26 protein-coding genes are annotated in these 24742 nt (G+C 61.4%); 21 read left to right on the top strand and 5 right to left on the bottom strand.

What is annotated here, in order from left to right; all coding sequences use genetic code 11:
- The first annotated feature begins 97 nt into the window (after positions 1–97).
- The 5 genes from C0058_RS28680 (at position 98) to C0058_RS28660 (ending at position 5702) form a co-directional block, all read left to right on the top strand.
- A complete protein-coding gene (locus tag C0058_RS28680; RefSeq protein WP_008436524.1) occupies positions 98–2008 on the top strand; it encodes a sigma-54-dependent Fis family transcriptional regulator in 1911 nt (636 codons plus the stop codon).
- Between the two features lie 473 nt (positions 2009–2481).
- A complete protein-coding gene (locus C0058_RS28675) occupies positions 2482–3231 on the top strand; it encodes a hypothetical protein (protein WP_256349658.1) in 750 nt (249 codons plus the stop codon).
- A 218-nt stretch (positions 3232–3449) separates the two neighbouring features.
- Positions 3450–4799, top strand: coding sequence for a UDP-N-acetylmuramate:L-alanyl-gamma-D-glutamyl-meso-diaminopimelate ligase (mpl, locus tag C0058_RS28670; protein ID WP_003219401.1), 1350 nt, complete (start codon positions 3450–3452; stop codon positions 4797–4799).
- Positions 4796–5425: a flavin prenyltransferase UbiX gene (gene ubiX / locus C0058_RS28665; RefSeq protein WP_003219402.1), complete on the top strand. Its 630-nt coding sequence runs from the start codon at positions 4796–4798 to the stop codon at positions 5423–5425. Before mpl ends, ubiX begins: the two co-directional genes overlap by 4 nt.
- Entirely contained in the window at positions 5418–5702 is a 285-nt protein-coding gene (locus C0058_RS28660; protein WP_023659172.1) for a YceK/YidQ family lipoprotein, read from the top strand. Before ubiX ends, C0058_RS28660 begins: the two co-directional genes overlap by 8 nt.
- 149 nt (positions 5703–5851) lie before the next feature.
- Here the strand turns inward: C0058_RS28660 and C0058_RS28655 are convergent, their stop codons facing one another.
- The 3 genes from C0058_RS28655 to C0058_RS28645 form a co-directional block, all read right to left on the bottom strand.
- Positions 5852–6493 carry an oxidoreductase gene (locus tag C0058_RS28655; RefSeq protein WP_003215421.1) on the bottom strand — a complete coding sequence of 214 codons (642 nt, stop codon included), beginning with the start codon at positions 6491–6493 and terminating at the stop codon, positions 5852–5854.
- 28 nt (positions 6494–6521) lie between these two features.
- Positions 6522–8240, bottom strand: coding sequence for a C13 family peptidase (locus C0058_RS28650; protein WP_102369969.1), 1719 nt, complete (start codon positions 8238–8240; stop codon positions 6522–6524).
- Positions 8241–8343: 103 nt separating this feature from the next.
- Positions 8344–8799: a MaoC family dehydratase gene (locus tag C0058_RS28645; protein ID WP_003215423.1), complete on the bottom strand. Its 456-nt coding sequence runs from the start codon at positions 8797–8799 to the stop codon at positions 8344–8346.
- Positions 8800–8978: 179 nt separating this feature from the next.
- Here C0058_RS28645 and C0058_RS28640 point away from each other — a divergent pair, with 179 nt between their 5' ends.
- The 4 genes from C0058_RS28640 to C0058_RS28625 all read left to right on the top strand — a co-directional run bounded on the left by C0058_RS28640 (position 8979) and on the right by C0058_RS28625 (position 10985).
- Positions 8979–9341, top strand: coding sequence for a CidA/LrgA family protein (locus C0058_RS28640; protein ID WP_003215424.1), 363 nt, complete (start codon positions 8979–8981; stop codon positions 9339–9341).
- Complete coding sequence (locus C0058_RS28635) at positions 9338–10054, top strand: LrgB family protein (protein ID WP_102369968.1); 717 nt, start codon at positions 9338–9340, stop codon at positions 10052–10054. Before C0058_RS28640 ends, C0058_RS28635 begins: the two co-directional genes overlap by 4 nt.
- A gap of 21 nt (positions 10055–10075) precedes the next feature.
- Positions 10076–10666 (top strand): LON peptidase substrate-binding domain-containing protein, encoded by a 591-nt coding sequence (locus C0058_RS28630; RefSeq protein WP_003215426.1) that lies wholly within the window; start codon positions 10076–10078, stop codon positions 10664–10666.
- 112 nt (positions 10667–10778) lie between these two features.
- Positions 10779–10985 carry a hypothetical protein gene (locus C0058_RS28625; RefSeq protein ID WP_102369967.1) on the top strand — a complete coding sequence of 69 codons (207 nt, stop codon included), beginning with the start codon at positions 10779–10781 and terminating at the stop codon, positions 10983–10985.
- Here the strand turns inward: C0058_RS28625 and C0058_RS28620 are convergent.
- Positions 10982–12298, bottom strand: coding sequence for a bifunctional DedA family/phosphatase PAP2 family protein (locus C0058_RS28620; protein WP_102369966.1), 1317 nt, complete (start codon positions 12296–12298; stop codon positions 10982–10984). The two genes, C0058_RS28625 and C0058_RS28620, sit on opposite strands and share 4 nt — an antisense overlap.
- A gap of 113 nt (positions 12299–12411) precedes the next feature.
- Positions 12412–13095, bottom strand: coding sequence for a DNA-3-methyladenine glycosylase (locus C0058_RS28615; RefSeq protein WP_102369965.1), 684 nt, complete (start codon positions 13093–13095; stop codon positions 12412–12414).
- Positions 13096–13271: 176 nt separating this feature from the next.
- Between C0058_RS28615 and C0058_RS28610 the strand changes: the two genes are divergently transcribed.
- From C0058_RS28610 to lipA, 12 genes are all read left to right on the top strand, one after another.
- Positions 13272–14537 (top strand): glutamate-5-semialdehyde dehydrogenase, encoded by a 1266-nt coding sequence (locus tag C0058_RS28610; protein WP_003215430.1) that lies wholly within the window; start codon positions 13272–13274, stop codon positions 14535–14537.
- Positions 14537–15181: a nicotinate-nucleotide adenylyltransferase gene (gene nadD / locus C0058_RS28605; RefSeq protein WP_003215431.1), complete on the top strand. Its 645-nt coding sequence runs from the start codon at positions 14537–14539 to the stop codon at positions 15179–15181. Before C0058_RS28610 ends, nadD begins: the two co-directional genes overlap by 1 nt.
- A 69-nt stretch (positions 15182–15250) precedes the next feature.
- A complete protein-coding gene (rsfS, locus tag C0058_RS28600) occupies positions 15251–15745 on the top strand; it encodes a ribosome silencing factor (protein ID WP_003215432.1) in 495 nt (164 codons plus the stop codon).
- Between the two features lie 9 nt (positions 15746–15754).
- Entirely contained in the window at positions 15755–16222 is a 468-nt protein-coding gene (gene rlmH, locus C0058_RS28595; protein WP_003185785.1) for a 23S rRNA (pseudouridine(1915)-N(3))-methyltransferase RlmH, read from the top strand.
- A gap of 15 nt (positions 16223–16237) precedes the next feature.
- On the top strand, positions 16238–18136 hold the full coding sequence (mrdA, locus tag C0058_RS28590; RefSeq protein ID WP_003215433.1) for a penicillin-binding protein 2: 1899 nt from the start codon (positions 16238–16240) through the stop codon (positions 18134–18136).
- Between the two features lie 31 nt (positions 18137–18167).
- Positions 18168–19271 (top strand): rod shape-determining protein RodA, encoded by a 1104-nt coding sequence (rodA, locus tag C0058_RS28585; protein ID WP_050442794.1) that lies wholly within the window; start codon positions 18168–18170, stop codon positions 19269–19271.
- Positions 19272–19288: 17 nt separating this feature from the next.
- On the top strand, positions 19289–20302 hold the full coding sequence (mltB, locus tag C0058_RS28580) for a lytic murein transglycosylase B (RefSeq protein ID WP_003215435.1): 1014 nt from the start codon (positions 19289–19291) through the stop codon (positions 20300–20302).
- Positions 20302–21300, top strand: a complete 999-nt coding sequence (locus tag C0058_RS28575) for a septal ring lytic transglycosylase RlpA family protein (protein WP_003215436.1) — start codon at positions 20302–20304, stop codon at positions 21298–21300. Before mltB ends, C0058_RS28575 begins: the two co-directional genes overlap by 1 nt.
- Before the next feature lie 185 nt (positions 21301–21485).
- Positions 21486–22643 carry a D-alanyl-D-alanine carboxypeptidase family protein gene (locus tag C0058_RS28570; RefSeq protein WP_003215437.1) on the top strand — a complete coding sequence of 386 codons (1158 nt, stop codon included), beginning with the start codon at positions 21486–21488 and terminating at the stop codon, positions 22641–22643.
- A gap of 84 nt (positions 22644–22727) precedes the next feature.
- Positions 22728–23003, top strand: a complete 276-nt coding sequence (locus C0058_RS28565) for a DUF493 domain-containing protein (RefSeq protein ID WP_003215438.1) — start codon at positions 22728–22730, stop codon at positions 23001–23003.
- Entirely contained in the window at positions 23003–23650 is a 648-nt protein-coding gene (gene lipB, locus C0058_RS28560) for a lipoyl(octanoyl) transferase LipB (protein WP_003215439.1), read from the top strand. Before C0058_RS28565 ends, lipB begins: the two co-directional genes overlap by 1 nt.
- A gap of 2 nt (positions 23651–23652) precedes the next feature.
- Positions 23653–24672, top strand: coding sequence for a lipoyl synthase (lipA, locus tag C0058_RS28555; protein ID WP_003215441.1), 1020 nt, complete (start codon positions 23653–23655; stop codon positions 24670–24672).
- Positions 24673–24742 lie beyond the last annotated feature (70 nt).

The raw sequence follows: 24742 nt of genomic DNA, 5'->3' as shown, positions 1-24742 counted from the left end.
TGACCGGTGGGTCTGCCCGGGATTGCATTGGTCGGGAGGCTGGAGGATGCTGGGCACTCGCGCGCGGTGTACTTCACGCAGGGAGAATAATAAGAACATGCAAAACGATCATTTCAGTCGCCATGCCCAACAAGTCCTGACGGTCACCCGTGGGCAGGACCCGCTGCATGGCCCCGGCAGCGATCCGTCCATCGCCCGCTCCTGGCTGCGTTGTCTTGAGGACTATCACCTCGACCCCGCATTGACCATCGCGCCCACGGTGCTCGAACATGGCCGCCTGCTGGAAAGCCGCGAACGCCTGCAACAAGTGCTGAGCATCGCCGGCAATGAAATGAACAGCCTGCATCAACAGCTCTCCGGCGCCGGCCATGCGGTGCTGCTGACCGACGCCCGCGGGGTGATCCTCAACTGCGTCACCGCCCCCAGCGAGCGCAAGATCTTCGAGGGTGCCGGGCTGTGGCTGGGTGCCGATTGGAGCGAGGCCTGCGAAGGCACCAACGGCATCGGCACCTGCCTGGTGGAGCGCCAGTCCCTGACGATTCATCGCGATGAACATTTTCGTGGCCGACATACCGGCCTGACCTGCTCGGCCAGCCCGGTGTTCGACCCTCATGGCGAACTGCTGGCGGTGCTGGATGTGTCCTCGGCCCGGGAGGCGGTGTCGCGCCAGAGCCAGTTCCACACCATGGCGCTGGTCAATCTTTCGGCGAAGATGATCGAGAGCTGTTACTTCCTGCGCCATTTTGAGCACCACTGGTTGCTGCGCTTTCATTTGCAGGCCGAGTCTGTGGGCCTGTTCAGCGAAGGGCTGCTGGCGTTCGATGGTGAAGGGCGCATTTGTGCGGTTAACCAGAGTGCGTTGAACCTGCTCGGGCAAATCCGTGGCGGGTTGTTGGGGCAGCCGGTCGAGGCGTTTTTCGATTGTTCGCTCGATGAGTTGCTCGGGCGTGCCAGCGCGAACGCCAGCGCCAGTTGGCCCCTGCGTACCCGCGATGGCCGTGGCTTGTTCGCGGTGTTGCGCGGCCAGCCACGCAGCGTACCGGTGCCGGTGGCCCACGCCTTGCCGGAGCGGCCGCGATTGCCGGGCATTTGCCTTGGAGACGCGGCGCTGCAAAACGATTTCCGCAGAGCCTTGCGGGTGTTCGAGCGTGATGTGCCTTTGCTGATCCAGGGGGAAACCGGGTCTGGCAAAGAGGCGTTTGCCAAGGCCGTGCACCATGCAAGCCTGCGCGCAGATAAAGCCTTTGTGGCCCTCAACTGCGCAGCCATCCCGGAAAGCCTCATCGAAAGCGAGCTGTTCGGTTATCGCGGCGGCAGTTTTACCGGCGCCCGCAAGGAAGGCATGCGCGGCAAGCTGCAGCAGGCAGATGGTGGCACGTTGTTTCTGGATGAAATCGGCGATATGCCGCTGGCTTTGCAAACCCGGCTATTAAGGGTGCTTGAAGACCGCTTGGTAGTGCCCATCGGCGGTGAACCGCAAGCGGTGGACGTCAGAATTATCAGCGCTACCCACCGTAATCTGCTTGATCGGGTGCAGGACGGTAGTTTTCGTGAAGACCTGTATTACCGGCTCAATGGCCTGGAAGTGGCCTTGCCGCCGTTGCGCGAGCGCAGTGACAAGTTGCAACTGCTGGACTTCCTGTTGGCCGAAGAAGCGGGAGATCAGGCGGTGCAGCTTGACGGCGAGGCCCGCCAGGCCCTGTTGGCGTTCGCGTGGCCGGGCAACGTGCGGCAGTTGCGCACGGTGTTGCGCACCCTTGCCGCACTGTGTGAGGACGGGCGGGTGAGGCTTGATGACCTGCCTGCACAGATTCGTGCCGTGCAAACCCTGCCGGTGGCGATGAGTGAACCGGCAAACTCATTGCTGGATGCTGCCGAGCGCCAGGCATTGCTGGCAACATTGGTGCAGCAACGCTGGCATATGACGCACGTGGCGACCGTGCTTGGAGTCAGTAGAAATACGCTTTATAGAAAGTTACGTAAGTATGGTATAGCGCGTCAGGTTTAATGATGACGTTACCTGTTCTGGCTGTGAGTGATCAATCTGTGTTGTGGGCGACTGTGCGTTAAATAATTGGCGTCGCACCGTATTAATGTTTTGTCATGTATTTTCTTGTGTGGGTGACTGTCTTCTGGAACGTTCATTATCTGTTTAGTTACTAAGTTGGCGGTTGTCGATTGTCTCGATAACTCGCTAATAGCGCTTATGCGTAAATAGTAACAACAAGTGAGATAATAATCATGAATAGTATTAGAATTCGGCCCAACACGGTCAATCTACCTCCAGTGAATACACCACCGGCCCCGCGCAATGGCGGTGTAACGCCTCCGATAGTACGTCCCGGTGGCCAGGGCAGCTCCCCTCCAATAGCTCCCCAACCTAAACCCCGGTTAGGGAAAAATCCGGCCACAGACACCTCCACAACGCTACCCAAGCCCGAGAAACCCAATAATTTTCAAACGCTGACACAACAAAAATTGATGAACCAAGGGCCTGCCAACCGGCCGTTCAAGCCTCAGGCCAGCGCAGATCCTAAAGATATGGCACAGGTGACTCAAAACCTGATGGTTGCTGATCGCCTGGTCAAGGCTAAGGTGTTCGACACCTCGCCCCAGGCGGCGACGGTAGCCCGCGACGCCTTTGTCAGTTCGGGTGTAAGCGGATTGGTCAGTGCTCCCCTGAGTATTGGTACCTACGCAGGCTCGGTTTGGTCTGGCGAGACAATCAAGGCGCAGTTTACAAACAATACGCCACTGCTCCCTCCGGCTCACCAGCCGGCTCCAAGCACGCAGGTGCCTGCCGCGAAAACCGACGGGACAACATCGGTCGTCGCCACGCAGGACACCGACACGGGTGCCACGACCGCGCGCTTGGGCCTGGCCGAGTTGCGCATGGAAGTCATTGCCAACAATATTATGGCAATGCGTCAAGGAACGAATGCTCCGGCACTTAAAATGAGCGACTCCTCGTCGTCGCGTACGCCAAGCGAGCGCCTGGAAACGCTTGAGGCCTTGTATAAAACTGCGGAGGAACAGCTTAAAAAACTGGCGGACGAAAGCGACATGGTATTCCGGCCTTACATTGCCACTCCCGCAGACGGCACCGATGACAAAGGCCGTCTGGATGTTATTGATAAAAAATTCGACGCATTAAACAAGTTCATAGGGAAGTTGTTGCACATGAAAACGCTGGAATTACCGGCGGAGTCTGCCGAAACAAAAGTCGTGTGACATAACCCCGCGTAAACTTTCGAGTCATGGATGATGCTCAGTCAAACTGGCGATGGGTCCGATGCCATGCATGCATCCTGTGGCACCGGACTTATCGAATATTCCCCTACGCTCTGACAAACAATGGCGGCTACCCCCCAAGGCCTGCGTGCTACAGCTAAAGAGTGCGATTTTCCCTTCCCTGCGCTAACCTGCCTCGATGTTTTACGAGGTCGACTATGCACATTCATATTCTCGGTATTTGCGGCACGTTCATGGGCTCGATGGCGGTGCTCGCCAAAGAGCTGGGCCATCATGTTACTGGCTCCGATGCCAACGTTTACCCACCCATGAGCACGCAACTGCAGGCCCAGGGCATTGAGCTGACCCAAGGTTATGACCCGGCGCAATTCGACCCGGTCCCGGACCTTGTCGTGATCGGCAATGCCATGGTGCGCGGTAACCCGGCAGTCGAATATGTACTGAATAAAGGTTTGCCGTACGTGTCTGGCCCGCAATGGCTGGCCGACCATGTGTTGCAAGGCCGTTGGGTACTCGCCGTTGCCGGTACCCATGGCAAGACCACCACCAGCAGCATGCTGGCCTGGGTGCTGGAGCATGCGGGCATGAGCCCGGGCTTCCTGATTGGTGGCGTGCCGCAGAATTTCTCGGTGTCGGCGCGCCTCGGCGACACCCCGTTTTTTGTTATCGAAGCCGATGAGTACGATAGCGCGTTCTTCGACAAACGCTCCAAGTTCGTTCACTACCGCCCGCGTACGGCGATCCTGAACAACCTGGAGTTCGATCACGCGGACATCTTCCCTGATCTGGCGGCCATCGAGCGGCAGTTCCACCACTTGGTGCGCACCATTCCCAGCGAAGGCCTGGTGATTCACCCCACCACCGAACCTGCCCTGCAGCGAGTTATCGAGATGGGCTGCTGGACCCCGGTACAAACCACCGGTGCTGGCGGCCAATGGCAGGTCAAACTGCTGAGCGAAGATGGCTCCAAATTTGAAGTACTGTTCGAAGGCGTCGCCCAAGGCATCGTCGATTGGGACATGACCGGCCAGCACAACGTCGCCAATGCCTTGGTCACCCTGGCGGCTGCGCGGCATGTCGGCGTGGTGCCGTCCATGGGCATTGCGGCCTTGAGCGCGTTCAAAAGCGTCAAGCGCCGGATGGAAAAGGTCGCCGAAGTGAATGGGATTACCATCTATGACGACTTTGCCCACCACCCGACGGCCATCGCCACTACCCTGGATGGCTTGCGCAAGCGTGTGGGTGATGCCCAGGTGATCGCGATTATCGAGCCGCGCTCCAACTCCATGAAGCTGGGCGCCCACCGTGATGGTTTGCCGGAAAGCGTCAACGATGCCGACCAGGTTGTTTGGTACGCGCCGGCCAACCTCGGTTGGGACCTGCCTGCCATCGCCGCGTTGTGCACGGTGCCGTCGATTTGCCGCGACTCACTGGAAGGCATTATCGAACACGTGAAACACCAGGCCAGGCCCGGCACTCACGTGGTGATCATGAGCAACGGCGGCTTTGGTGGCCTGCATGGCAAACTCGCCGAGGCCCTGAAGTGAGCGGCCCGGAACGCGTCACCCTGGCGATGACCGGCGCGTCCGGCGCGCCCTATGGCTTGCGCCTGCTGGACTGCCTGGTGCGCGAAGACCGCGAGGTGCACTTCCTGATCTCCAAGGCCGCGCAACTGGTGCTGGCCACCGAGACCGATGTGGCGTTGCCGCCCAAAGTGCAGATGATGCAGGCCTTCCTCACCGAGTACACCGGTGCGGCGGCGGGGCAGATCAAGGTCTATGGCAAGGAAGACTGGATGTCACCGGTGGCGTCGGGCTCCGGTGCACCGGCCGCGATGGTGGTGGTGCCGTGTTCCACCGGGACCCTGTCGGCGATTGCCACGGGCGCCTGCAACAATCTGATCGAGCGCGCGGCGGACGTGACCTTGAAGGAGCGTCGCCAGTTGATTCTGGTGCCGCGCGAAGCGCCGTATTCGAGCATCCATCTGGAGCACATGCTCAAGCTGTCGAACATGGGCGTGACTATCTTGCCGGCGTCGCCGGGCTTCTATCACCAGCCGCAGACCATCGATGACCTGGTGGACTTTGTGGTGGCGCGGATTCTCAACCTGCTGAACATTCCCCAGGACATGCTGCCGCGCTGGGGCGAGCACCATTTGAGCAGTGATGAATAAACTATTGATGGTGCTGCTGGCGCTGCAACTGACCGGGTGTGCGACTGCGCGAACCCTGGACGCAGCCCAGCCCGGCGCGCCGGTGGTGTATGCCGGCACGCGGCTGGACATGTATGCGATTCAGGGCGGGTGCTGCGCGATGGACCGTTTTGGGGCCGAGGCGCCGAGCTATCCCCATGTCGACCTGCCGGCCAGTGCCTTGCTCGACACGCTGCTGTTGCCGCTGTCGGTGCTGACGGTGCTGGGGGTTGGGTTTAACGCGACGGGCGGGCTGTAGTACTTAATCCCAGTATTAACAGAAATCCAATGTGGGAGCGGGCTTGCTCGCGAATGCGGTGGATCAGTCACTGTATCATTGACTGATCCACCGCATTCGCGAGCAAGCCCGCTCCCACATTTGGATGGTGTCCTGCCTGGAATTACGTGTTATTTGCCGAGCTTGCGCAGCTCGTCCGACTCTATAACCCGCACCCCATCCTGCTCTTCCAGCGCCAGTCGCCACATCGCCCGCGCCAGTTCGCACACTTCAATGCCGTGGTACTTGCCCGGAATCAGCCGCGACAATGGCCCGGCCAGTTGCTCGGCCAGCCGCGGTTCCAATCGCTCACCCAACAACAGCGAAGGTCGGACGATGGTCAACTGCGGCCAATCCTGGGCTTTCAACGCCTGTTCCATCTCGCCCTTGACGCGGTTGTAGAAGATCGAGGATTTCGGGTCGGCACCGATTGCGCTGATCACGATCAGGTGCCGCGCCCCCATTTCCCGGGCGCGCTTGGCAAAGGCCACGACCATGTCCAGGTCGACGGCGCGGAACGCTTCTTCGGAGCCGGCCTGCTTGATGGTGGTGCCCAGGCAGCAGAAGGCGATGTCCACCTGGCCGCTCAGTTGCGGCAGGAATACTGCAGGGTCGCCCACCGGGTTTTCCAGGTGTGGATGCTCGGCCAGAGGCTTGCGGCTGGGTGCCAGCACGCGGGTCACGGTCGGCTCGTTGAGCAGGCGGTCCAGCAGGTGCTCCCCGGTCAAGCCGGAGGCTCCGGCGAGCAAGATATGCTGAGGCGTCAGGTACATGATGTTTCCCCCTTGATACAGATTCAGCTTAGTTGCTCTTGGCTTCCTTGCTATTTATTGAGACGCTATCGAGCGCCTTTCGTGCCTGCTGTTTGCGTAATAATTGCCAATGGGCGATTACGCCTTTGGGGGCCCAGATCTGCGGTTCGGAGGCTTCGAAGTTGTCCGCCTGTTCGCGTTCGGCCACGTGGGTCTGTGCCAGCTTGAAGGCTTGCTGCAAGTCGTCGGTCTGGTTGAAGGCCTGGGCGAAGAGGGCGTCGCCGAAGTAGGTGAAGTCGGCCTCTTCGGAGCAGCCGAACGACACACGATCGGCGCGCGAGGCGGTCATGATCAGGGTGTGTTCGTCCTTCAGGGCCGGGATGAACCCGCCGGAGTAGCAGGCCGAAATCACGATGATCTTGTCGCGGTTCTTCAGCGGTGCCAGCACGGCGGCCAGCTCATCGGCCGGCAGGTCGGCCAGCTCCATGCGCGGCTGGTCGAGCACCAGTTCGTGCTCGTGGGTGCCGTGGCTGGTCAGGTAGATAAACACCAGGTCTTGCGGGCCACTGCGTTCGGCCAGGGTCTGGACTGCGCGGCGCAGGCTTTCGCGAGTGGCCATCGGGCGGTCGGCAATATGGTCGCGATGGTTCACCAGGCGGATCTGGCCGTAGGCGCCGAAGCGTGTGGCGAGCATGTTGCTGACGTAGTCGGCTTCGCGCAGGAACACGCTTTGTTTGCCGTCGCCGGCCACCACCAGGGTGTACAGCTCCACCCCCGATCTGGACGCGGGCACGGCGGCGAGGGCGGCATCCAGCAAGTGGCCCTGGGCAAACAGGCCGATTTCCAGCGGGTCAGGCAACAATTTGCCCTCGGCGTCGCGCACGCGCATGCCGTTGACCCAGGTGCCGGCCTGCACGGTGCCGTCGGTGAGCACCAAAGTGCCACGACCTTGATAGCTGTCGCTGTCGAAGCCGCCAATATAGAAGCTGCCGTCGGTGAGGTTCAGGCGGCCTGTGCCTGTGAAGCGCCAGTCGACGAACTGGCCGACGTAGTGGCTGCCATCGACGCCGATCAGTTCGCCCTTGCCGCTGAGGGCGCCTTCCTTGAATTCGCCGATCCATACGTCGCCGTCGGCGTTTTCGTAGCGGCCCTTGCCGTTGAGCTGGTTTTGTTTGAAATGGCCGATGTACATGTCGCCGTCGGCGCTGTTGAAGGTGCCGTTGCCCTCCAGCTGGCCATCGACGAAGCGGCCGCTGAACTGGTTGCCGCTGTCGTCGTTGCGCTGGCCTTCGCCGTTGGGCTTGCCGTGGGCGAACTGGCCCTGGTACTGGCTGCCGTCGGCCAACTCGAGGCGGCCGAGGCCGGAATACTGGTCGTCCTTGAATTCGCCGCGATAGGTCATCTGCCCCTCTTTGAGGGTGCCTTCGCCGTTGCGCTTGCCTTGTTTGAAACCGCCGACGTAGCTGTTGCCCGACGTGGTCAGGCTGCCCTGGCCGTCGAACAGGCCCTGCTGGAACTGGCCTTTATAGACCTCGCCGTTGCTGCCATGCCATTCGCCCTGGCCGTGCCACTGGCCTTTATCGAACTGGCCCGCGTACCAGCTGCCATTGGGGTAATCCACCCGGCCCTGGCCTTGCAGCAAGCCATTGACCACATCGCCACGGTAACGACCGCCATCGGGCAGCCGCGCATCGGGCGGCAACAGCGATTCGCCGTCGCCGCACGCGGTGAGCAACAGGACAAGAGCAAGGGGAGCGAGTGGGCGCATAGCGGGATCCGGATAATTGAGCGCCGAGTATGCCGCAGCTGCGAGATCTATACATAAATTTACATGAATTGTGGTGAGCGGACGGGCTCACCACAGCCAGGTTTCAGACGAAGCAGAGTGACAACGATTCTGCAATGTAGGCCGGTTTTTCCTGGCCATCGATTTCCAGGGTGCAGGTGGCTTTAAGCAACCATTGCCCAGGTTTTTTCTCGGTGGCGTCGGTCAGGGTCACGGCCAGGCGCACCCTGGAGTCGACCTTCACGGGCTGGATGAAGCGCACGCTGTCCAGGCCATAGTTGACCGCCATCTTCAGGCCTTCGGGCATGATCAGGATGTCTTCGATCAGCTTGGGTATCAGCGACAGCGACAGGAAACCGTGGGCGATGGTGCCGCCAAACGGGGTCTGGGCGGCTTTCACCGGGTCGACGTGGATGAACTGAAAATCGCCGGTGGCTTCCGCGAACAGGTTGATACGTTCCTGGTCGATGGTGAGCCATGCAGAACGTCCCAGTTCCTTGCCGACATATTCTTTGAGTTGCGCTACGGGTACTGAGGGCATTGCGACTCTCCTTCTTTGCTCGGTTGGCTTCATCGTTTTTGTAGTTTTGGACAGGTCCAGAGAACCAATGTAGATCATCACGGGCACTTGGCCCGGTCAACCCACCATGCTTTTGGCGAATGCCGCTCCATAGAGGCAGCGTGCTTATAATGCCGACACGCTTTTGGGGGGAAGAACGGATGCTGTTACGCGGTCTGACATGGCTGGTGCTGTTTCAATTACTCGGCACGGCGATCAATCATTTGTTTGTCCCGGTGCTGCCGGGGCCGATTATCGGGCTGCTGCTGATGCTGGCCTTCCTGGTGTGGCGCGGCGAAGTCGGTGAACCCCTGAGCCTGGCGGCCAGCAGTCTGCTGCGTTATTTGCCGCTACTGCTGGTGCCGCCTGCGGTCGGTGTGATGGTGTATGCCAAGGACATTGCCGCCGACTTCTGGGCCATCGTCGGCGCGCTGGTGCTGTCGCTGGTGATCGCCATGGGCTTTGTCGGCGTGCTGATGCAGAAACTGGTCAAGCGCCAGGCGCAGCGGGAGGACGGCCAATGACACTGGACTGGCAGGGCGCCTGGACCGCCGTGATTCATCACCCGTTGTTCGGCATCGGCATCACCCTCGGCGCCTATCAGCTGGTGCTGGCCGGTTTCGAGAAAACCCGCTGGATTTTCCTGCAACCGGTGCTGGTGTCGATGCTGTTGGTGATCGGCGTGTTGCTCGGCTGTGGCCTGACGTACGTCGAGTACCGCAAGAGCACCGAGATCATGAGCATCCTGCTGGGCCCTGCGACGGTAGCCCTGGCGGTGCCGCTTTACCTGAATCTGCGACGAATTCGCCAATTGTTCTGGCCGATTTTTACTACGCTGGTGGTGGGAGGCGTATTGGCCACCGGCCTGTGCGTGCTGTTGGGCTGGTGGTTTGGCGCCGAACACATGATGCTGATGACCATGGCACCCAAGTCCGTGACCTCACCGATTGCGATGCTGGTGGCCGAGCAGATCGGCGGCGTAGAGGCACTGGCGGCGGTGTTCGTGCTGATCACCGGGGTGATCGGCGCGATGATCGGTCCGGCGTATCTGTCACGGTTGGGCGTGCACAGCCCCGAAGCGCGCGGTATGGCGCTGGGCATGACCGCCCACGCCGTAGGTACGTCGGTGGCCTTGCAGGAAAGCGAAGAGACCGGCGCCTTTGCGGCGCTGGCCATGAGTCTGATGGGCGTGGCCACGGCGGTGTTCCTGCCGTTGGCCGTGTCGCTGGTTATTTAAGTCGGGTTTAAGGAAACCTTTATGAGTCTGGCGCTTTTCCCGCTCAATACCGTGCTGTTTCCCGGGTGCACCCTCGACCTGCAGCTGTTCGAGGCGCGTTACCTGGACATGATCAGCCGCTGCATGAAAAAGGGCGAAAGCTTTGGCGTGGTGTGCATCCTCGACGGCAAGGAAGTGGGGCTGGCGCCGGATGGCTATGCGTTGATTGGCTGCGAGGCGCTGATCCGCGACTTCAAGCAGCAGGACAATGGCCTGCTGGGGATTCGGGTCGAGGGTGGCCGGCGTTTCCGCGTGCGTGATGCCGGTGTGCAGAAGGACCAGTTGCTGGTGGCCGAGGTGCAATGGCTGCACGAGCATCCCGAGCAACCGCTGGAAGAGGAAGACGCTGACTTGCTGGCGTTGCTTCATGCCCTGGCCGAGCATCCGATGGTGGCGTCCCTGGATATGGGCACCCACGCCGATGGACAGCAAGCCCTGGGCAATCAGTTGGCCTATCTGCTGCCCTTTACCGAGGCCGACAAGATCGACCTGTTGCAACTCGATGACCCGCAACAGCGCCTGGACGCGATCCAGTTGCTGCTGGATGAGTTGCAGGGCGAGTTGTTCACCTGACCCGCGAGTGTCACTCGGACTTGTCCTTCCCGGTCTTCAGATTTTCCGTGGTTGTCCTGATCCCGTTGCCTGAAATAGTTGGCAGTCACGTAACGATGACCAGGGGGAAAGGATGATTCGGCTTTCGCAATCGGAGCAAGTCGTGTGGGATGCGTTTTTTATGGCCGTCACCACGCAAATTCTTCATATGAACGACGGTCGCAGCGCGGAGTACATCGCCGAACGCGCCGCGGAGATGGCTGACGAAATGCTTCTGGAGCGGCGCGAGCGCAGCGTCGAACGCCGCGCTGCACCCCTGGATTGGCTGGGGCCTGCCTAGTAGGCATACCTCAGCAGCGCGTGGGAAGTGCCGGTAAACGCAATGAACCCGAGCACCGCGCCACACACCGGCAGGATCAGCCACCAGACTTTCGGCGGCATCGGTGGCAACAGGCTGCGGTGCTGGCTTAACGTCAGGCTGAAGGCGCACACCGTCATTGCCAGCAGGGTGCCGGCCAGGATGTCCGTCGGCCAGTGTGCACCCAGGTACACCCGGGAAATCGCGATGGTGGCGGCGGGAATGCAGCCAAGCACCAGCCAGGTCAGGCGCAGTCGTGTCGGTTGACCGCGACCGGCAAGCACTGCCAAGGCCAGGAAGAATGCAAACGAGCCGGACGCATGGCCGCTGGGCATGCTGAAGCTGGTGAGTGGGTCGGTCAGCACTTCGGGGCGCATCCGCGCAAAAAACAGCTTGGTCCCGGTATTGATCAGCGCCGCGCCCAGCAGGGTGGCGCCGACAAAGATTGCCTGGCGCCATTGCCGCGCCACCACCAGCAGGCCGGTCAGCACCGCGCTGGCGACAAACATCTTCTTGAACTCGCCGAGCTGGGTCACCATCACCATCGCCCGGTCGATCGCCGGGCCGCGGTGTTCCTGCACCAGTGCCATCAAGCCCTGGTCAAAGTCGTTGAGGTAGGGATAGCCGATAAACAACGCGATCAACAGTGTGCCGCCGATGCAGCCAATCCATAGGGTGGCGCGCCGATGGCCGCGCAGGCTGCTGTTGAGGCTTACGCCGATCAACACTGCGAGACAGGCGGCGACAATCCCGGCCTCTGGCCAGAAGCCTTCGGGCAATGGCAGGCGGAAGGCCGCGCCGGTGGCCCAGCCCGGCAACAGATACGCCACCGACCAGCCTGCACCGGCCAGCAGGCTCACGGCGGCAAAACGCGGGAAGGGCATGTCGCACATGCCCGCAACCATCGGCAACATCGGCCGCAGCGGGCCAATGAAGCGGCCTACCAACAGGCTGGCGATGCCGTACTTCTGGAAGTAAGCCTCGGCGCCGCTCATCCATTCCGGGTGATGCCGCAGGCCGGGAAGGCGCCGGATGTTCTGGTGGAAATGGCGACCGAGGAAGTAGGAAACAACATCGCCCAACACGCCGCCGAGGAAGCCCAGCAACAGGGTTTCTCCCAGGGACAGTGCGCCGCTGCCGGCCAGGGCGGCGATGGCAAACAGCAATACCGTGCCAGGTACGATCAGGCCGGCAATGGCCAGGCACTCCACGCACGCCACGATAAACACCGCCACGGCCAGCCATTGCGGGTTCAGGGTCAGCCAGCCGGTAATGCTATCGAGCCATGGGCCCATACAATCAACTCCCTTTTGTAGATCGTCCTTGTGGGAGCCCGGCTTGCCGGCGATGGCGTCCTTGAGTCCGCTATCGCCGGGCAAGCCGGGCTCCTACAGGTTTATGTATGTTTTCAAATCAAAAAATAGTCGCGGCCTTCGACCTGGCCCCGGCGCAGCGGGTTCCGTGTGCAATACGGCGCATAACCGGCATCGACGAAGCGGTACATCAGGTGTTCATCGCGCCCACCGGGAATGCCCAGGCGGGTGGTCTGGATGATCTGCGCTGGCGCCAGCCCTACGTCTTCCACGTAGAGCAGTTCCTGGTCAAAGCGCTTGGCGTCCCACATCGGCACCTTCAAACCCAGCGCCTTGCACAGCAAGGTCTGGCCGGCGCACAGCTTTTGCGAGGGTCGTGGCCTGCCGCTGGCGTCCGGGTTATTCAGCAGCATCTGCGCCAGGCTGGCCGGGCCGGAGACTTCGTCGACCCACGGATAGGCTGATTTGATCAGCACCGCATTGCCCGGACCGTGGGCGCTGAAGTTCAGCGAATCACCGCCGCGGGCGTAGTACATATAGATGTGCCCGCCATCCAGAAACAAAGCCTTACGCTTTTCTGTGTAGCCCAAGGACGCGTGGCTGCCTTTTTCGGCGAGGTAATACGCTTCGGTTTCGATAATTCGTGCCGACAGCCACAAATCACCAACACGATGGCGAATGACTTTTCCGAGCAATTCGCGCGCGAGCAGTTGCGCGTCACGGTCGAAAAAGCCGTCGGGCAGGGCGTTGGCGGGGATCAGCGGCGAGAAACTGGACATGGCGATCAAAGGTAATACGGCTAAATGTGACAGGATGATAACAACTCCAGCCTTAATTCCCGCTGAACGTCGGGTTTTTACAGTTCATTTCGACCATCCGCCCCTCACCGCTGTCCGTAGGACGGCGTCACAGCTATAATCTGCCGCTTTCCTCTTTGCCAAGACCCCACCAGACCATGACTGAGTCCGTTCTTGACTACATGACCCGCCTGGGTCGCGCTGCCCGTCAGGCCTCGCGGTTGATCGCCCGTGCGAGCACTGCGCAGAAGAACCGCGCCTTGCTGGCAGCCGCCGACGCTCTGGATGCTTCGCGCTCCGAGCTGAGCGCCGCCAATGAACAGGATTTGGCCAACGGTCGCGCCAATGGCCTGGAGCCTGCATTGCTGGATCGCCTGGCGCTGACGCCGGCGCGGATCGACGACATGATCGAAGGCTTGCGTCAGGTGGCCAAGCTGCCTGACCCCATCGGTGAAATCCGCGACATGCGCTACCTGCCCTCCGGCATTCAAGTCGGCAAGATGCGCGTGCCCCTGGGCGTGATCGGCATCATCTATGAGTCGCGCCCGAACGTGACCATCGACGCAGCAAGCCTGTGCCTCAAGTCGGGCAATGCCACCATCCTGCGGGGCGGTTCCGAGGCCATCAATTCCAACCGTGCCATCGCTGCGTGCATTCAGCAGGGCCTGGCCGTGGCCGAACTGCCGGCCGAAGTGGTGCAAGTGGTCGAGACCACTGACCGCGCTGCCGTTGGTGCGCTTATCACCATGCCTGAGTTCGTCGACGTGATCGTGCCACGGGGTGGCAAGAGCCTGATCGAACGCGTGAGCCGTGATGCCAAGGTGCCAGTTATCAAGCACCTGGACGGCGTCTGCCACGTGTTCATCGACATCGCCGCCGACCTCGACAAGGCGATCCGCATTGCCGACAACGCCAAGACTCACCGCTACGCCCCGTGCAACACCATGGAAACCCTGCTGGTGCACGTCGGCATTGCCGATCGCGTGCTGCCGCCGCTGGCTGCCATCTACCGCGACAAGGGCGTTGAACTGCGTGGTTGCGAGCGTACCCGGGCGATCCTCGGCAGCGACGTGATCGAGGCCACCGAGCAGGACTGGTACACCGAATACACGGCGCCGATCCTGTCGATCCGCATCGTCGACGACCTGGACCAGGCCATCGAACACATCAATCAATACGGCTCCAAGCACACCGACGCCATTGTCACCGAGCATTTCAGCGATGCCCGGCGTTTCCTCAACGAAGTGGATTCCGCTTCGGTGATGGTCAACGCCTCGACGCGCTTTGCCGATGGCTTCGAGTACGGCCTGGGGGCGGAGATCGGTATCTCCACCGACAAGCTCCACGCACGCGGCCCGGTTGGCCTGGAAGGGCTGACCAGCGAGAAGTACGTGGTGTTCGGTGACGGTCATGTGCGCACTTGATGGGTAAACGCATCGGGCTGCTCGGCGGCACCTTCGACCCCGTGCACATCGGCCATTTGCGCAGTGCACTGGAAGTCGCGGACGCCCTCGGGCTGGATGAACTGCGCCTGGCACCGAATGCCCGGCCGCCCCATCGCGATACGCCGCAGGTGTCTGCGCAGCAGCGCCTGGAGATGGTCCGCCTCGCTGTGGCCGGCATTGCACCGCTGGTGGTGGACGACCGCGAACTCAAGCGCGACAAACCGTCCTACACTGTCGACACCCTGGAACTGATGCGGGCCGAGTTGGCCGCGGATGACCAGTTATTTCTACTTTTGGGCTGGGACGCGTTTTGCGGCCTGCCCACTTGGCACCGCTGGGAAGAGTTGCTCCAGCATTGCCACATCCTGGTGCTGCAACGCCCGGATGCCGACGCAGAATCGCCGGATGCCTTGCGCAACCTGCTGGCGGCGCGGTCGGTAAGTGACCCTTTGGCCCTGACCGGGCCGAGCGGGAATATTGCATTCGTCTGGCAAACCCCGCTTGCGGTGTCTGCCACCCAGATCCGTCAACTGCTGGCCAGCGGGAAGTCGGTACGTTTCCTGGTGCCTGACGCGGTCCTGGCCTACATCGATGCGCACGGGCTTTACCGTGCGTCGAACTGAAAAGGCGCGCTTGAACGCACGAACAGTCGTGCAGCGAGCGCCCGAACATACGAGCAAAACGAGTTTTATATGACGAACAAAGACGTAAGCAAAGTTAAGCGCAAAGGCACGTTCAAGAGCGCTCCTCTGCCAGTAGAAGCCCACACCGGCCCTGAGCTGGCCGGCGAAGAGCTGGTGAAGGTTGCCGTGGCTGCCCTGGAAGACGTGAAGGCCCAGGACATCCAGGTCCTGGACGTGCGCGACAAGCAGAGCATCACCGACTTCATGATCATCGCCACCGGTACCTCCAACCGCCAGATCGGCGCGATGCTGGACAAGGTTCGCGAAGCGGTCAAAGCCCAGGGCGTCAAGCCATTGGGTGAAGAAGGCAAGGGCGACAGCGACTGGGTACTGCTGGACATGGACGACGTGATCGTTCACATGATGACCAGCAACGCCCGTCAGTTCTACGACCTGGAGCGTCTGTGGAAAGGCGCCGAGCAGAGCCGTGCCGCCGATGGCAAGCACCACAGCCCTGAAGTCGGCCACGCGCACTTCGACAAGCTCAACAAAGACCAGGAATAAGGAACGGCTGTGCGCCTGCGTCTGATCGCTGTCGGTTCACGCATGCCCAAGTGGGTGGAAGAAGGCTGGCATGAATATGCCAAGCGCCTGCCATCCGAATTGGCGCTGGAACTGGTGGAAATACCGCTCAATACCCGGGGCAAGAATGCCGACGTGGCCCGCTTTATCCGTCAGGAAGGCGAAGCCATGCTGGCCAAGGTCGGGCCCAACGAGCGGATCGTGACCCTCGAAGTGCACGGCAAGCCCTGGAGCACCGAGCAGTTGGCGGTGGAACTGGATCGCTGGCGCCTGGATTCGCGCACGGTCAACTTCATGGTCGGCGGCCCCGAGGGGCTGGCGCCGGAAGTGTGCGCGCGGGCGGACCAGCGCTGGTCGCTGTCGCCCCTGACACTGCCGCACCCGCTGGTAAGAATTCTGATCGGTGAACAGCTGTATCGCGCCTGGACAGTTCTGTCCGGGCACCCTTACCACAAATAATCTGCGCCCTGCCTGATGACCCAGCCGATCCGCATCAAGGACCACGAGAAAGACGCACGTCTTGTACGCGCGCGGGTGGTCTTTGGCGCGATTTTGGTGGTGGCATTGCTGGGGGTGCTGATTGCGCGCCTGTATTTCCTGCAGGTGATCCAGTACGACTATCACTCCACATTGTCGGAAAACAACCGGGTGCACGTGCAGCCGATTCCGCCGACCCGTGGGCTGATTTTCGACCGCAATGGCGTGGTGGTAGCGGATAACCGGCCCAGCTTCAGCCTGAGCATGACCCGCGAACGCTCCGGTGACTGGCAGCAGATCCTCGATGTGATCGTCGAGGTGCTGCAACTGACGCCGGAAGACCGGGTGATTTTCGAAAAGCGCATGAAACAGGGGCGCCGGCCGTTTGAGCCGGTGCCGATCCTGTTCGAGCTGACCGAAGAGCAGATCGCCCGGATCGCGGTGAACCAGTTCCGTCTGCCGGGTGTGGAAGTGGTGGCGCAGTTGGTTCGCCACTACCCGCAAGGGGCGCACTTTGCGCATTCGGTCGGCTACATGGGCCGGATCAACGAGAAAGAGCTGAAGACCCTCGACCCGGTCAACTACAGCGGCACCCACCATATCGGCAAGACCGGCATCGAGCGTTTCTACGAGCCGGAACTGCACGGCCAGGTGGGTTACGAGGAAGTCGAGACCAACGCCCGTGGCCGCGTGCTGCGGGTGCTCAAGCGTACCGACCCGGTGCCCGGCAAGGACATCGTGCTGAGCCTGGACATCAAGTTGCAGGAAGCGGCGGAGATGGCCCTGGGCGGGCGTCGGGGTGCCGTGGTGGCACTGGATCCGAGCACTGGCGAAGTGCTGGCGATGGTCAGCCAGCCAAGTTTTGACCCCAACCTGTTTGTCACCGGGATCAGCTTCAAGGCCTACGCCGAGCTGCGTGATTCCATCGACCGGCCGCTGTTCAACCGCGTATTGCGCGGCCTGTATCCGCCGGGCTCGACCATCAAGCCGGCGGTAGCGATTGCCGGCCTGGACTCGGGCGTGGTCACGGCATCGAGCCGGGTGTTCGACCCCGGCTACTACATGCTGCCCAACTACGATCACAAATACCGTAACTGGAACCGCACCGGCGACGGTTATGTGGACCTGGATACGGCGATCATGCGTTCCAACGACACCTACTTCTATGACCTGGCCCACAAGCTGGGGATTGATCGGCTGTCGGCCTACATGGGCAAGTTCGGCCTTGGTCAGAAAGTCTCCCTGGACATGTTCGAAGAGTCCCCGGGCCTGATGCCGTCCCGCGAGTGGAAGCGTGCGACCCGGCGCCAGGCGTGGTTCCCGGGCGAAACCCTGATCCTGGGGATCGGCCAGGGCTACATGCAGGCCACGCCGCTGCAACTGGCCCAGGCCACCGCACTGGTGGCCAACAAGGGTGTGTGGAACCGCCCGCACCTGGCCAAGACCATCGAGGGCGAACGCCCGGTGGACGAAAACCCGATTCCCGACATTGTGCTGCGCGACCCGTCCGACTGGACCAAGGTTAACCACGGCATGCAGCAAGTGATGCACGGCGCCCGGGGTACCGCTCGTAAAGCGGCAGCCGGCGCGCAATACCGGATTGCCGGCAAGAGCGGTACGGCCCAGGTGGTCGCGATCAAGCAGGGCGAGAAATACGACCGCTCCAAGGTTCAGGAACGCCACCGTGACCACGCCTTGTTCGTCGGCTTTGCTCCGGCCGACAACCCGAAGATCGTCGTGGCGGTGATGGTCGAGAACGGTGAATCCGGTTCCGGCGTAGCAGCGCCCGTGGTGCGGCAGATCATGGATGCCTGGCTGTTGACCGAAGACGGCAAGCTCAAGCCCGAATATGGCGGCACCCCATCCAGTGTGGAGGCTACGGCCCTTGAAGAGTAATTTTGACCGCATCCTCTCCAGCGAGGATGTGATGCGCCGCCGCGCCACTTTGCTGCAGCGCATGCACATTGATGGCCCGTTGCTGATCCTGCTGCTGACCCTGGCCGCCGGCAGCCTGTTCGTGTTGTATTCGGCCAGTGGCAAGAACTGGGACTTGCTGATCAAACAGGCGTCGTCGTTTGGCCTGGGCCTGTTGTCGATGGTGGTGATCGCCCAGCTGGAGCCGCGTTTCATGGCGCGCTGGGTGCCGCTGGGGTATGTCGCCGGCGTGTTGCTGCTGGTGGTGGTGGATGTCATGGGCCACAACGCCATGGGTGCGACGCGCTGGATCAACATCCCGGGGGTGATTCGCTTCCAGCCGTCGGAATTCATGAAGATCCTGATGCCGGCGACCATCGCCTGGTACCTGTCAAAACGCACACTGCCGCCCCAGCTCAAGCACGTGGGCATCAGCCTGATATTGATCGGCGTGCCGTTTATCCTGATCGTGCGCCAGCCCGACCTCGGCACCTCGCTGCTGATCCTGGCGGGCGGCGCGTTCGTGCTGTTCATGGGGGGGCTGCGCTGGCGCTGGATCCTCAGCGTGCTGGCCGCGGCCGTGCCGGTGGCCGTGGCCATGTGGTTCTTCTTCATGCACGACTACCAGAAGCAGCGAATCCTCACGTTCCTCGACCCGGAGAGCGATCCGCTGGGCACCGGCTGGAACATCATCCAGTCCAAGGCGGCCATCGGTTCCGGCGGCGTATTCGGCAAGGGCTGGCTGCTGGGCACCCAGTCGCACCTGGACTTTTTGCCGGAAAGCCACACCGACTTCATTATCGCGGTGATGGGCGAGGAGTTCGGCCTGGTGGGCATCTGCGCACTGTTGCTGATTTACTTGCTGCTGATCGGGCGCGGCCTGGTGATTACTGCCCAGGCGCAAACCCTGTTTGGCAAATTGCTCGCCGGCAGCCTCACCATGACGTTTTTTGTTTACGTTTTCGTCAACATCGGTATGGTCAGTGGCCTGTTGCCGGTGGTTGGGGTGCCGTTGCCGTTCATTAGCTACGGCGGAACTTCGCTGGTGACATTGCTGTCAGCGTTTGGGGTTTTGATGTCGATCCATACCCATCGTAAGTGGATCGCACAGGTTTGAATAAGGTGAAGATGTCAATGCAAGTAATGCGCGGCTGGGCTGCCCGGCACGTGTCCTGGATGGGCCTGTTGGGCCTGCTGGGAGCCGCTGTGCAGGAAGCGCAGGCCGGCGACTACGACGGTTCGCCCCAGGTCGCCGAGTTTGTCGGTGAGATGACCCGTGACTATGGTTTCGCCGGTGAACAGCTGATGGGCGTGTTCCGCGAGGCCCAGCGCAAGCAGGCGATCCTCGACGCCATCTCCCGGCCCGCCGAGCGCGTGAAGCAGTGGAAGGAATATCGCCCGATGTTCCTGACCGACGCCCGCGTGGCGCGGGGCGTGGACTTCTGGCGCCAGCACGAAGCGGTGCTGGCCCGCGCCGAGCAGGAATACGGCGTACCGGCCCAGGTGATCGTGGCAATCATCGGCATCGAAACCTTCTACGGCCGCAACACCGGCAGCTACCGGGTGATCGACGCCTTGTCGACCCTGGGCTTTGACTACCCGCCACGCGCCGAATTCTTCCGCAAAGAGCTGCGCGAGTTCCTGTTGTTGGCCCGTGAAGAACAGGTCGACCCGTTGACCCTCAAGGGCTCCTACGCCGGGGCCATGGGCTTGCCGCAGTTCATGCCGAGCAGCTTTCGCGCCTACGCCGTGGATTTTGACGGCGACGGCCATATCAATATCTGGAGCAACCCCGATGACGCCATCGGCAGCGTCGCCAGCTATTTCAAGCGTCACGGCTGGGTAGCCGGCGAGCCGGTGGTGATTCGCGCCGATGTGACCGGTGAGCGCGCCGATGAAGGCCTGACCCAGGGTATCGAGCCGGTCAAGACGGTCGGGGAGTTGCGGGCGCTGGGCTGGTCGAGTCAGAATGCGCCACGCGATGATATGCCGGTGACGGCGTTCCGCCTCGAAGGCGAAAATGGCCCCGAATACTGGATGGGCCTGAAGAATTTCTACGCAATCACGCGTTATAACCGCAGTGTGATGTACGCCATGGCCGTGCATCAACTGTCAGACATGCTGGTCCAAGCACGGGGCGTCAAGTAATGCCGGTATCACCGATGTACAAACCCCTGAAGCTGTTGGCGTACGCCGCATTGTCGTTATTGGTGGTCAGTTGCTCCACCAGTCGTGCACCGGTGCAAAAAACCGCTGGCACGGCGATCCGCTCCCAGCCGGGGCTGGATATCAACCGCGCCCACAAAGACGGCGCGCCGTGGTGGGATGTGGATGTTTCGAAGATCCCGGATGCCACGCCGACCCTGCACACCGGCCCTTACAAGGCCAACCCCTATACCGTGCTGGGCAAAAACTACTTCCCGCTGCAAGACTCCAAGACCTACGTGCAATCAGGTACGGCGTCCTGGTACGGGACCAAGTTCCACGGCCAGAACACCGCCAACGGCGAAGTCTATGACCTGTACGGCATGAGCGCGGCGCACAAGACCCTGCCGCTGCCCAGCTATGTACGCGTGACCAACCTGGACAACAACCGCTCGGTAATCCTGCGGGTCAATGACCGTGGGCCGTTCTATTCGGACCGGATCATCGACTTGTCCTACGCCGCCGCCAAGAAACTCGGGTATGCCGAAATCGGCACCGCCCGGGTGAAGGTCGAAGGTATCGACCCGGCCCAGTACTGGGCCCAGCGTGGCAAGCCGGCGCCGTTGATGCTCAACGAACCGCAAACCCCGCAACCGCAAGTCACGGCCTCGGCCGGCAAGATCGAACAGTGGACCCCGCCGCCGGCGCAGCACGCCCCGGACACGGTGGTCATTCCGCATGCAGCACCGGGAGCCTCTACCGTGGGCGGCCAGTACCTGCAAGTCGGCGCTTTCGCCAACCCGGACGCGGCAGAGCTGCTAAGGTCCAAGCTCAGCGGGATGGTCAGCGCGCCAGTCTTTATCAGCTCTATTGTGCGTAACCAGCAGACCCTGCACCGTGTGCGCATGGGGCCGATCGGCTCGCCGAGTGAAGTTGCGCAAGTGCAGAACAGCGTGCGCCTGGCCAACCTGGGGCAACCCAGCGTGGTCACCGCCGAGTAAGCAGTACAAAGGATTGATGGCTCAGGCTCGCATGCGGGTTTGAGCCCTGGTTGTTGGCTCGTTGAACAATAAAAACCCAGGGGCAAGGGGTGGGCATGCAACCGAACACGCGACAGTCTGGCGACGGGCTGTCTGAATAGTTTTGCCCGCGAGGGCAAGTTTCCATAAGCAATTTCGAGAGACGGATGAACATCACCACCTTAGCCAAACGCACGTGCCTGCTTCTTTCGCTGATCATCACCCCGGCCGCCTGGGCGGTTGAAATGGTGCCAGCTTCCCCGCAACTGGCTGCCAAGGCCTGGGTCCTGATGGACGCCGCCAGCGGCAACGTGCTGGTGGAGAACAACGGTGACCAGCGCCTGCCCCCAGCCAGCCTGACCAAGCTGATGACCGCCTACATCGCGACCCTGGAAATCCGTCGCGGCCAGATCGGCGAAAACGATCCGGTGACCGTCAGCGAAAACGCCTGGCGCACCGGCGGTTCGCGGATGTTCATCAAGGTCGGCTCGCAAGTGACCGTCAGCGACCTGCTGCACGGCATCATCATCCAGTCGGGTAACGACGCCAGCGTAGCCCTGTCCGAGCACATCGCCGGCAGCGAAGATGCGTTCGCCGACATGATGAACAAAACCGTGGCCGACCTGGGCATGACCAACAGCCACTTCATGAACCCGACCGGCCTGCCGAACCCTGAGCACTACTCGTCGGCTCACGACATGGCGATCCTGGCTCGCGCGATCATTCGTGTCGACCCGGTGCACTACGCGATCTACTCCCAGAAAGAGTTCTTCTGGAACAACATCAAGCAGCCTAACCGCAACCTGTTGCTGTGGCGTGACAAGACTGTCGATGGCCTGAAAACCGGCCACACCGAAGAAGCCGGCTACTGCATGGTGTCGTCCGCTGTCCGTGACGGCCAGCGCCTGATTGCCGTGGTATTCGGTACCAACAGCGAGCAGGCCCGTGCGGCCGAGACGCAAAAGCTGCTGACCTATGGCTTCCGTTTCTTCGAAACCCAGACCTTCTACCAGAAAGGCACCGAGCTGGCTCAAGCCCCTGTGTGGAAAGGCGCGACCCATCAAGTCAAGGCTGGCCTGGCTGAAGACCTGACCCTGACCATGCCTAAAGGCCAGCTCAAGAAGCTGGTTGCCAGCATGACCATGAACCCGCAACTGGTCGCACCGATCGCCAAGGGCGATGTGATTGGTAAAGTCGAAGTGAAGCTGGACGACAAGGTGGTGCACAGCGCCGATCTGATCGCTCTGGACGCCGTCGACGAAGGTGGTATCTTCCGACGCGTGTGGGATAGCATCCGTCTATTCTTCTACAGCTTGTTCAACTGATAGTGTGCACCTGCATGACCCCGCGCTGATCCGGCGCGGGGTTATGCCCGTCGCCACGGCTTACGCTTACGAGGCCGTTACGCCATGACCGATACCGAAGTAAAGGCGCCAAAGATCGAATTCCCAAACGTGGACTATCCCGTCAAGGTGATCAGCGATACGGGCGTGGGCAACAAGGATAAGATCATCGAGATCGTCAAGAAACACGCAACGATCAACCATGACCGTGTGGATGAGCGTCAAAGCACCAACGGCAAGTACACCACTATTCAGTTGCACATCGTGGCGACTGATCAGGACCAGCTCTACAACATCAACAGCGAACTGCGGGCTACCGGCTTCGTGCACATGGTGTTGTGATGTCACAGACCCTGGGCTTTCGCGAGCTCGGCCAAATGGCTTACGAACCGGTGTGGCACGCCATGCAGCGGTTCACCAACGAGCGCGGCACCGAAGCCCCGGATGAAATCTGGCTGGTGGAGCACCCGCCGGTTTTCACCCAGGGCCAGGCCGGCAAGGCCGAGCATTTGCTGCTGCCGGGAGAAATCCCGGTGGTGCAGGTCGACCGCGGCGGGCAGGTGACTTACCATGGCCCAGGTCAATTGGTGGCTTATCTGTTGCTGGACGTGCGCAGGCTGGGTTTTGGCGTACGTGAGCTGGTCAGTCGCATGGAGTCATGCCTGATCGAGCTGCTGGCCAGCTACGGTGTGACCGCCGCGGCCAAGCCGGATGCACCGGGGGTTTATGTTGATGGCGCGAAAATCGCCTCCCTGGGCTTGCGGATTCGCCACGGTTGTTCCTTTCATGGCCTGGCCTTGAATGTGGACATGGACCTGGCGCCGTTTCGACGGATCAATCCCTGCGGCTACGCCGGTTTGGCGATGACCCAGTTGAGCGATCACGCAACACCACTAGAATTTGCCGAGGTAAGTGCCCGGCTGCGCGCGCAGCTCGTCAAACACCTCGACTATGCTGAGCAGACGACCCTAACGGGCGGAATCGACTGATTATGACTACTGATGCAGTGCAAACCATGATCCCGACGCTGGATGTTACCGAGCGTCCGGCCCCGCGTGCCAAGGTAGAAGCCGGCGTCAAGCTGCGCGGCGCCGAGAAGGTTGCACGCATCCCGGTGAAGATCATTCCGACCACCGAACTGCCGAAAAAGCCTGACTGGATTCGCGTGCGTATCCCGGTTTCGCCGGAAGTCGACCGCATCAAGGCCCTGCTGCGCAAACACAAGCTGCACAGCGTGTGCGAAGAGGCGTCCTGCCCGAACCTGGGCGAGTGCTTCTCCGGTGGCACCGCGACCTTCATGATCATGGGTGACATCTGCACCCGTCGTTGCCCGTTCTGCGACGTTGGCCACGGCCGGCCGAAGCCACTGGACGTCAACGAGCCGGAAAGCCTGGCCATCGCCATCGCCGACCTGAAACTCAAGTATGTCGTGATTACTTCGGTAGACCGCGACGACCTGCGTGACGGCGGTGCCCAGCACTTTGCCGACTGCATCCGCGAGATCCGCAAGCTGTCGCCGAACGTGATGCTCGAGACCCTGGTGCCGGACTACCGTGGCCGTATGGACGTGGCGCTGGAAATCACCGCCGCCGAGCCGCCTGACGTGTTCAACCACAACCTGGAAACCGTACCGCGCCTGTACAAGGCTGCGCGTCCGGGTTCGGACTACCAGTGGTCGCTGACCCTGCTGCAGAAATTCAAGCAGATGATGCCGCACATTCCGACCAAATCCGGCCTGATGCTGGGCCTGGGCGAAACCGACGAAGAAGTCATCGAAGTCATGAAGCGCATGCGCGAACACGACATCGACATGCTGACCCTCGGCCAGTACCTGCAGCCGTCCCGCAGCCACTTGCCGGTACAGCGTTTCGTGCACCCGGATGTGTTCGCCTGGTTTGCCGAAGAAGGCTACAAGATGGGCTTCAAGAACGTCGCTTCCGGCCCGCTGGTACGTTCCTCGTACCACGCCGACGAGCAGGCGAAACTGGTCAAGGCCAGCCTGGTGTCCTGATACGCGGAACGCCGGACACTGCAGGACCCATGTGGGAGCCGGCTTGAGTGGGAGCGGGCTTGTTCGCGAA

The organism is Pseudomonas sp. NC02, assembly GCF_002874965.1.
GTDB lineage: Bacteria > Pseudomonadota > Gammaproteobacteria > Pseudomonadales > Pseudomonadaceae > Aquipseudomonas.
This window is presented reverse-complemented; position numbering and strand designations above follow the sequence as displayed.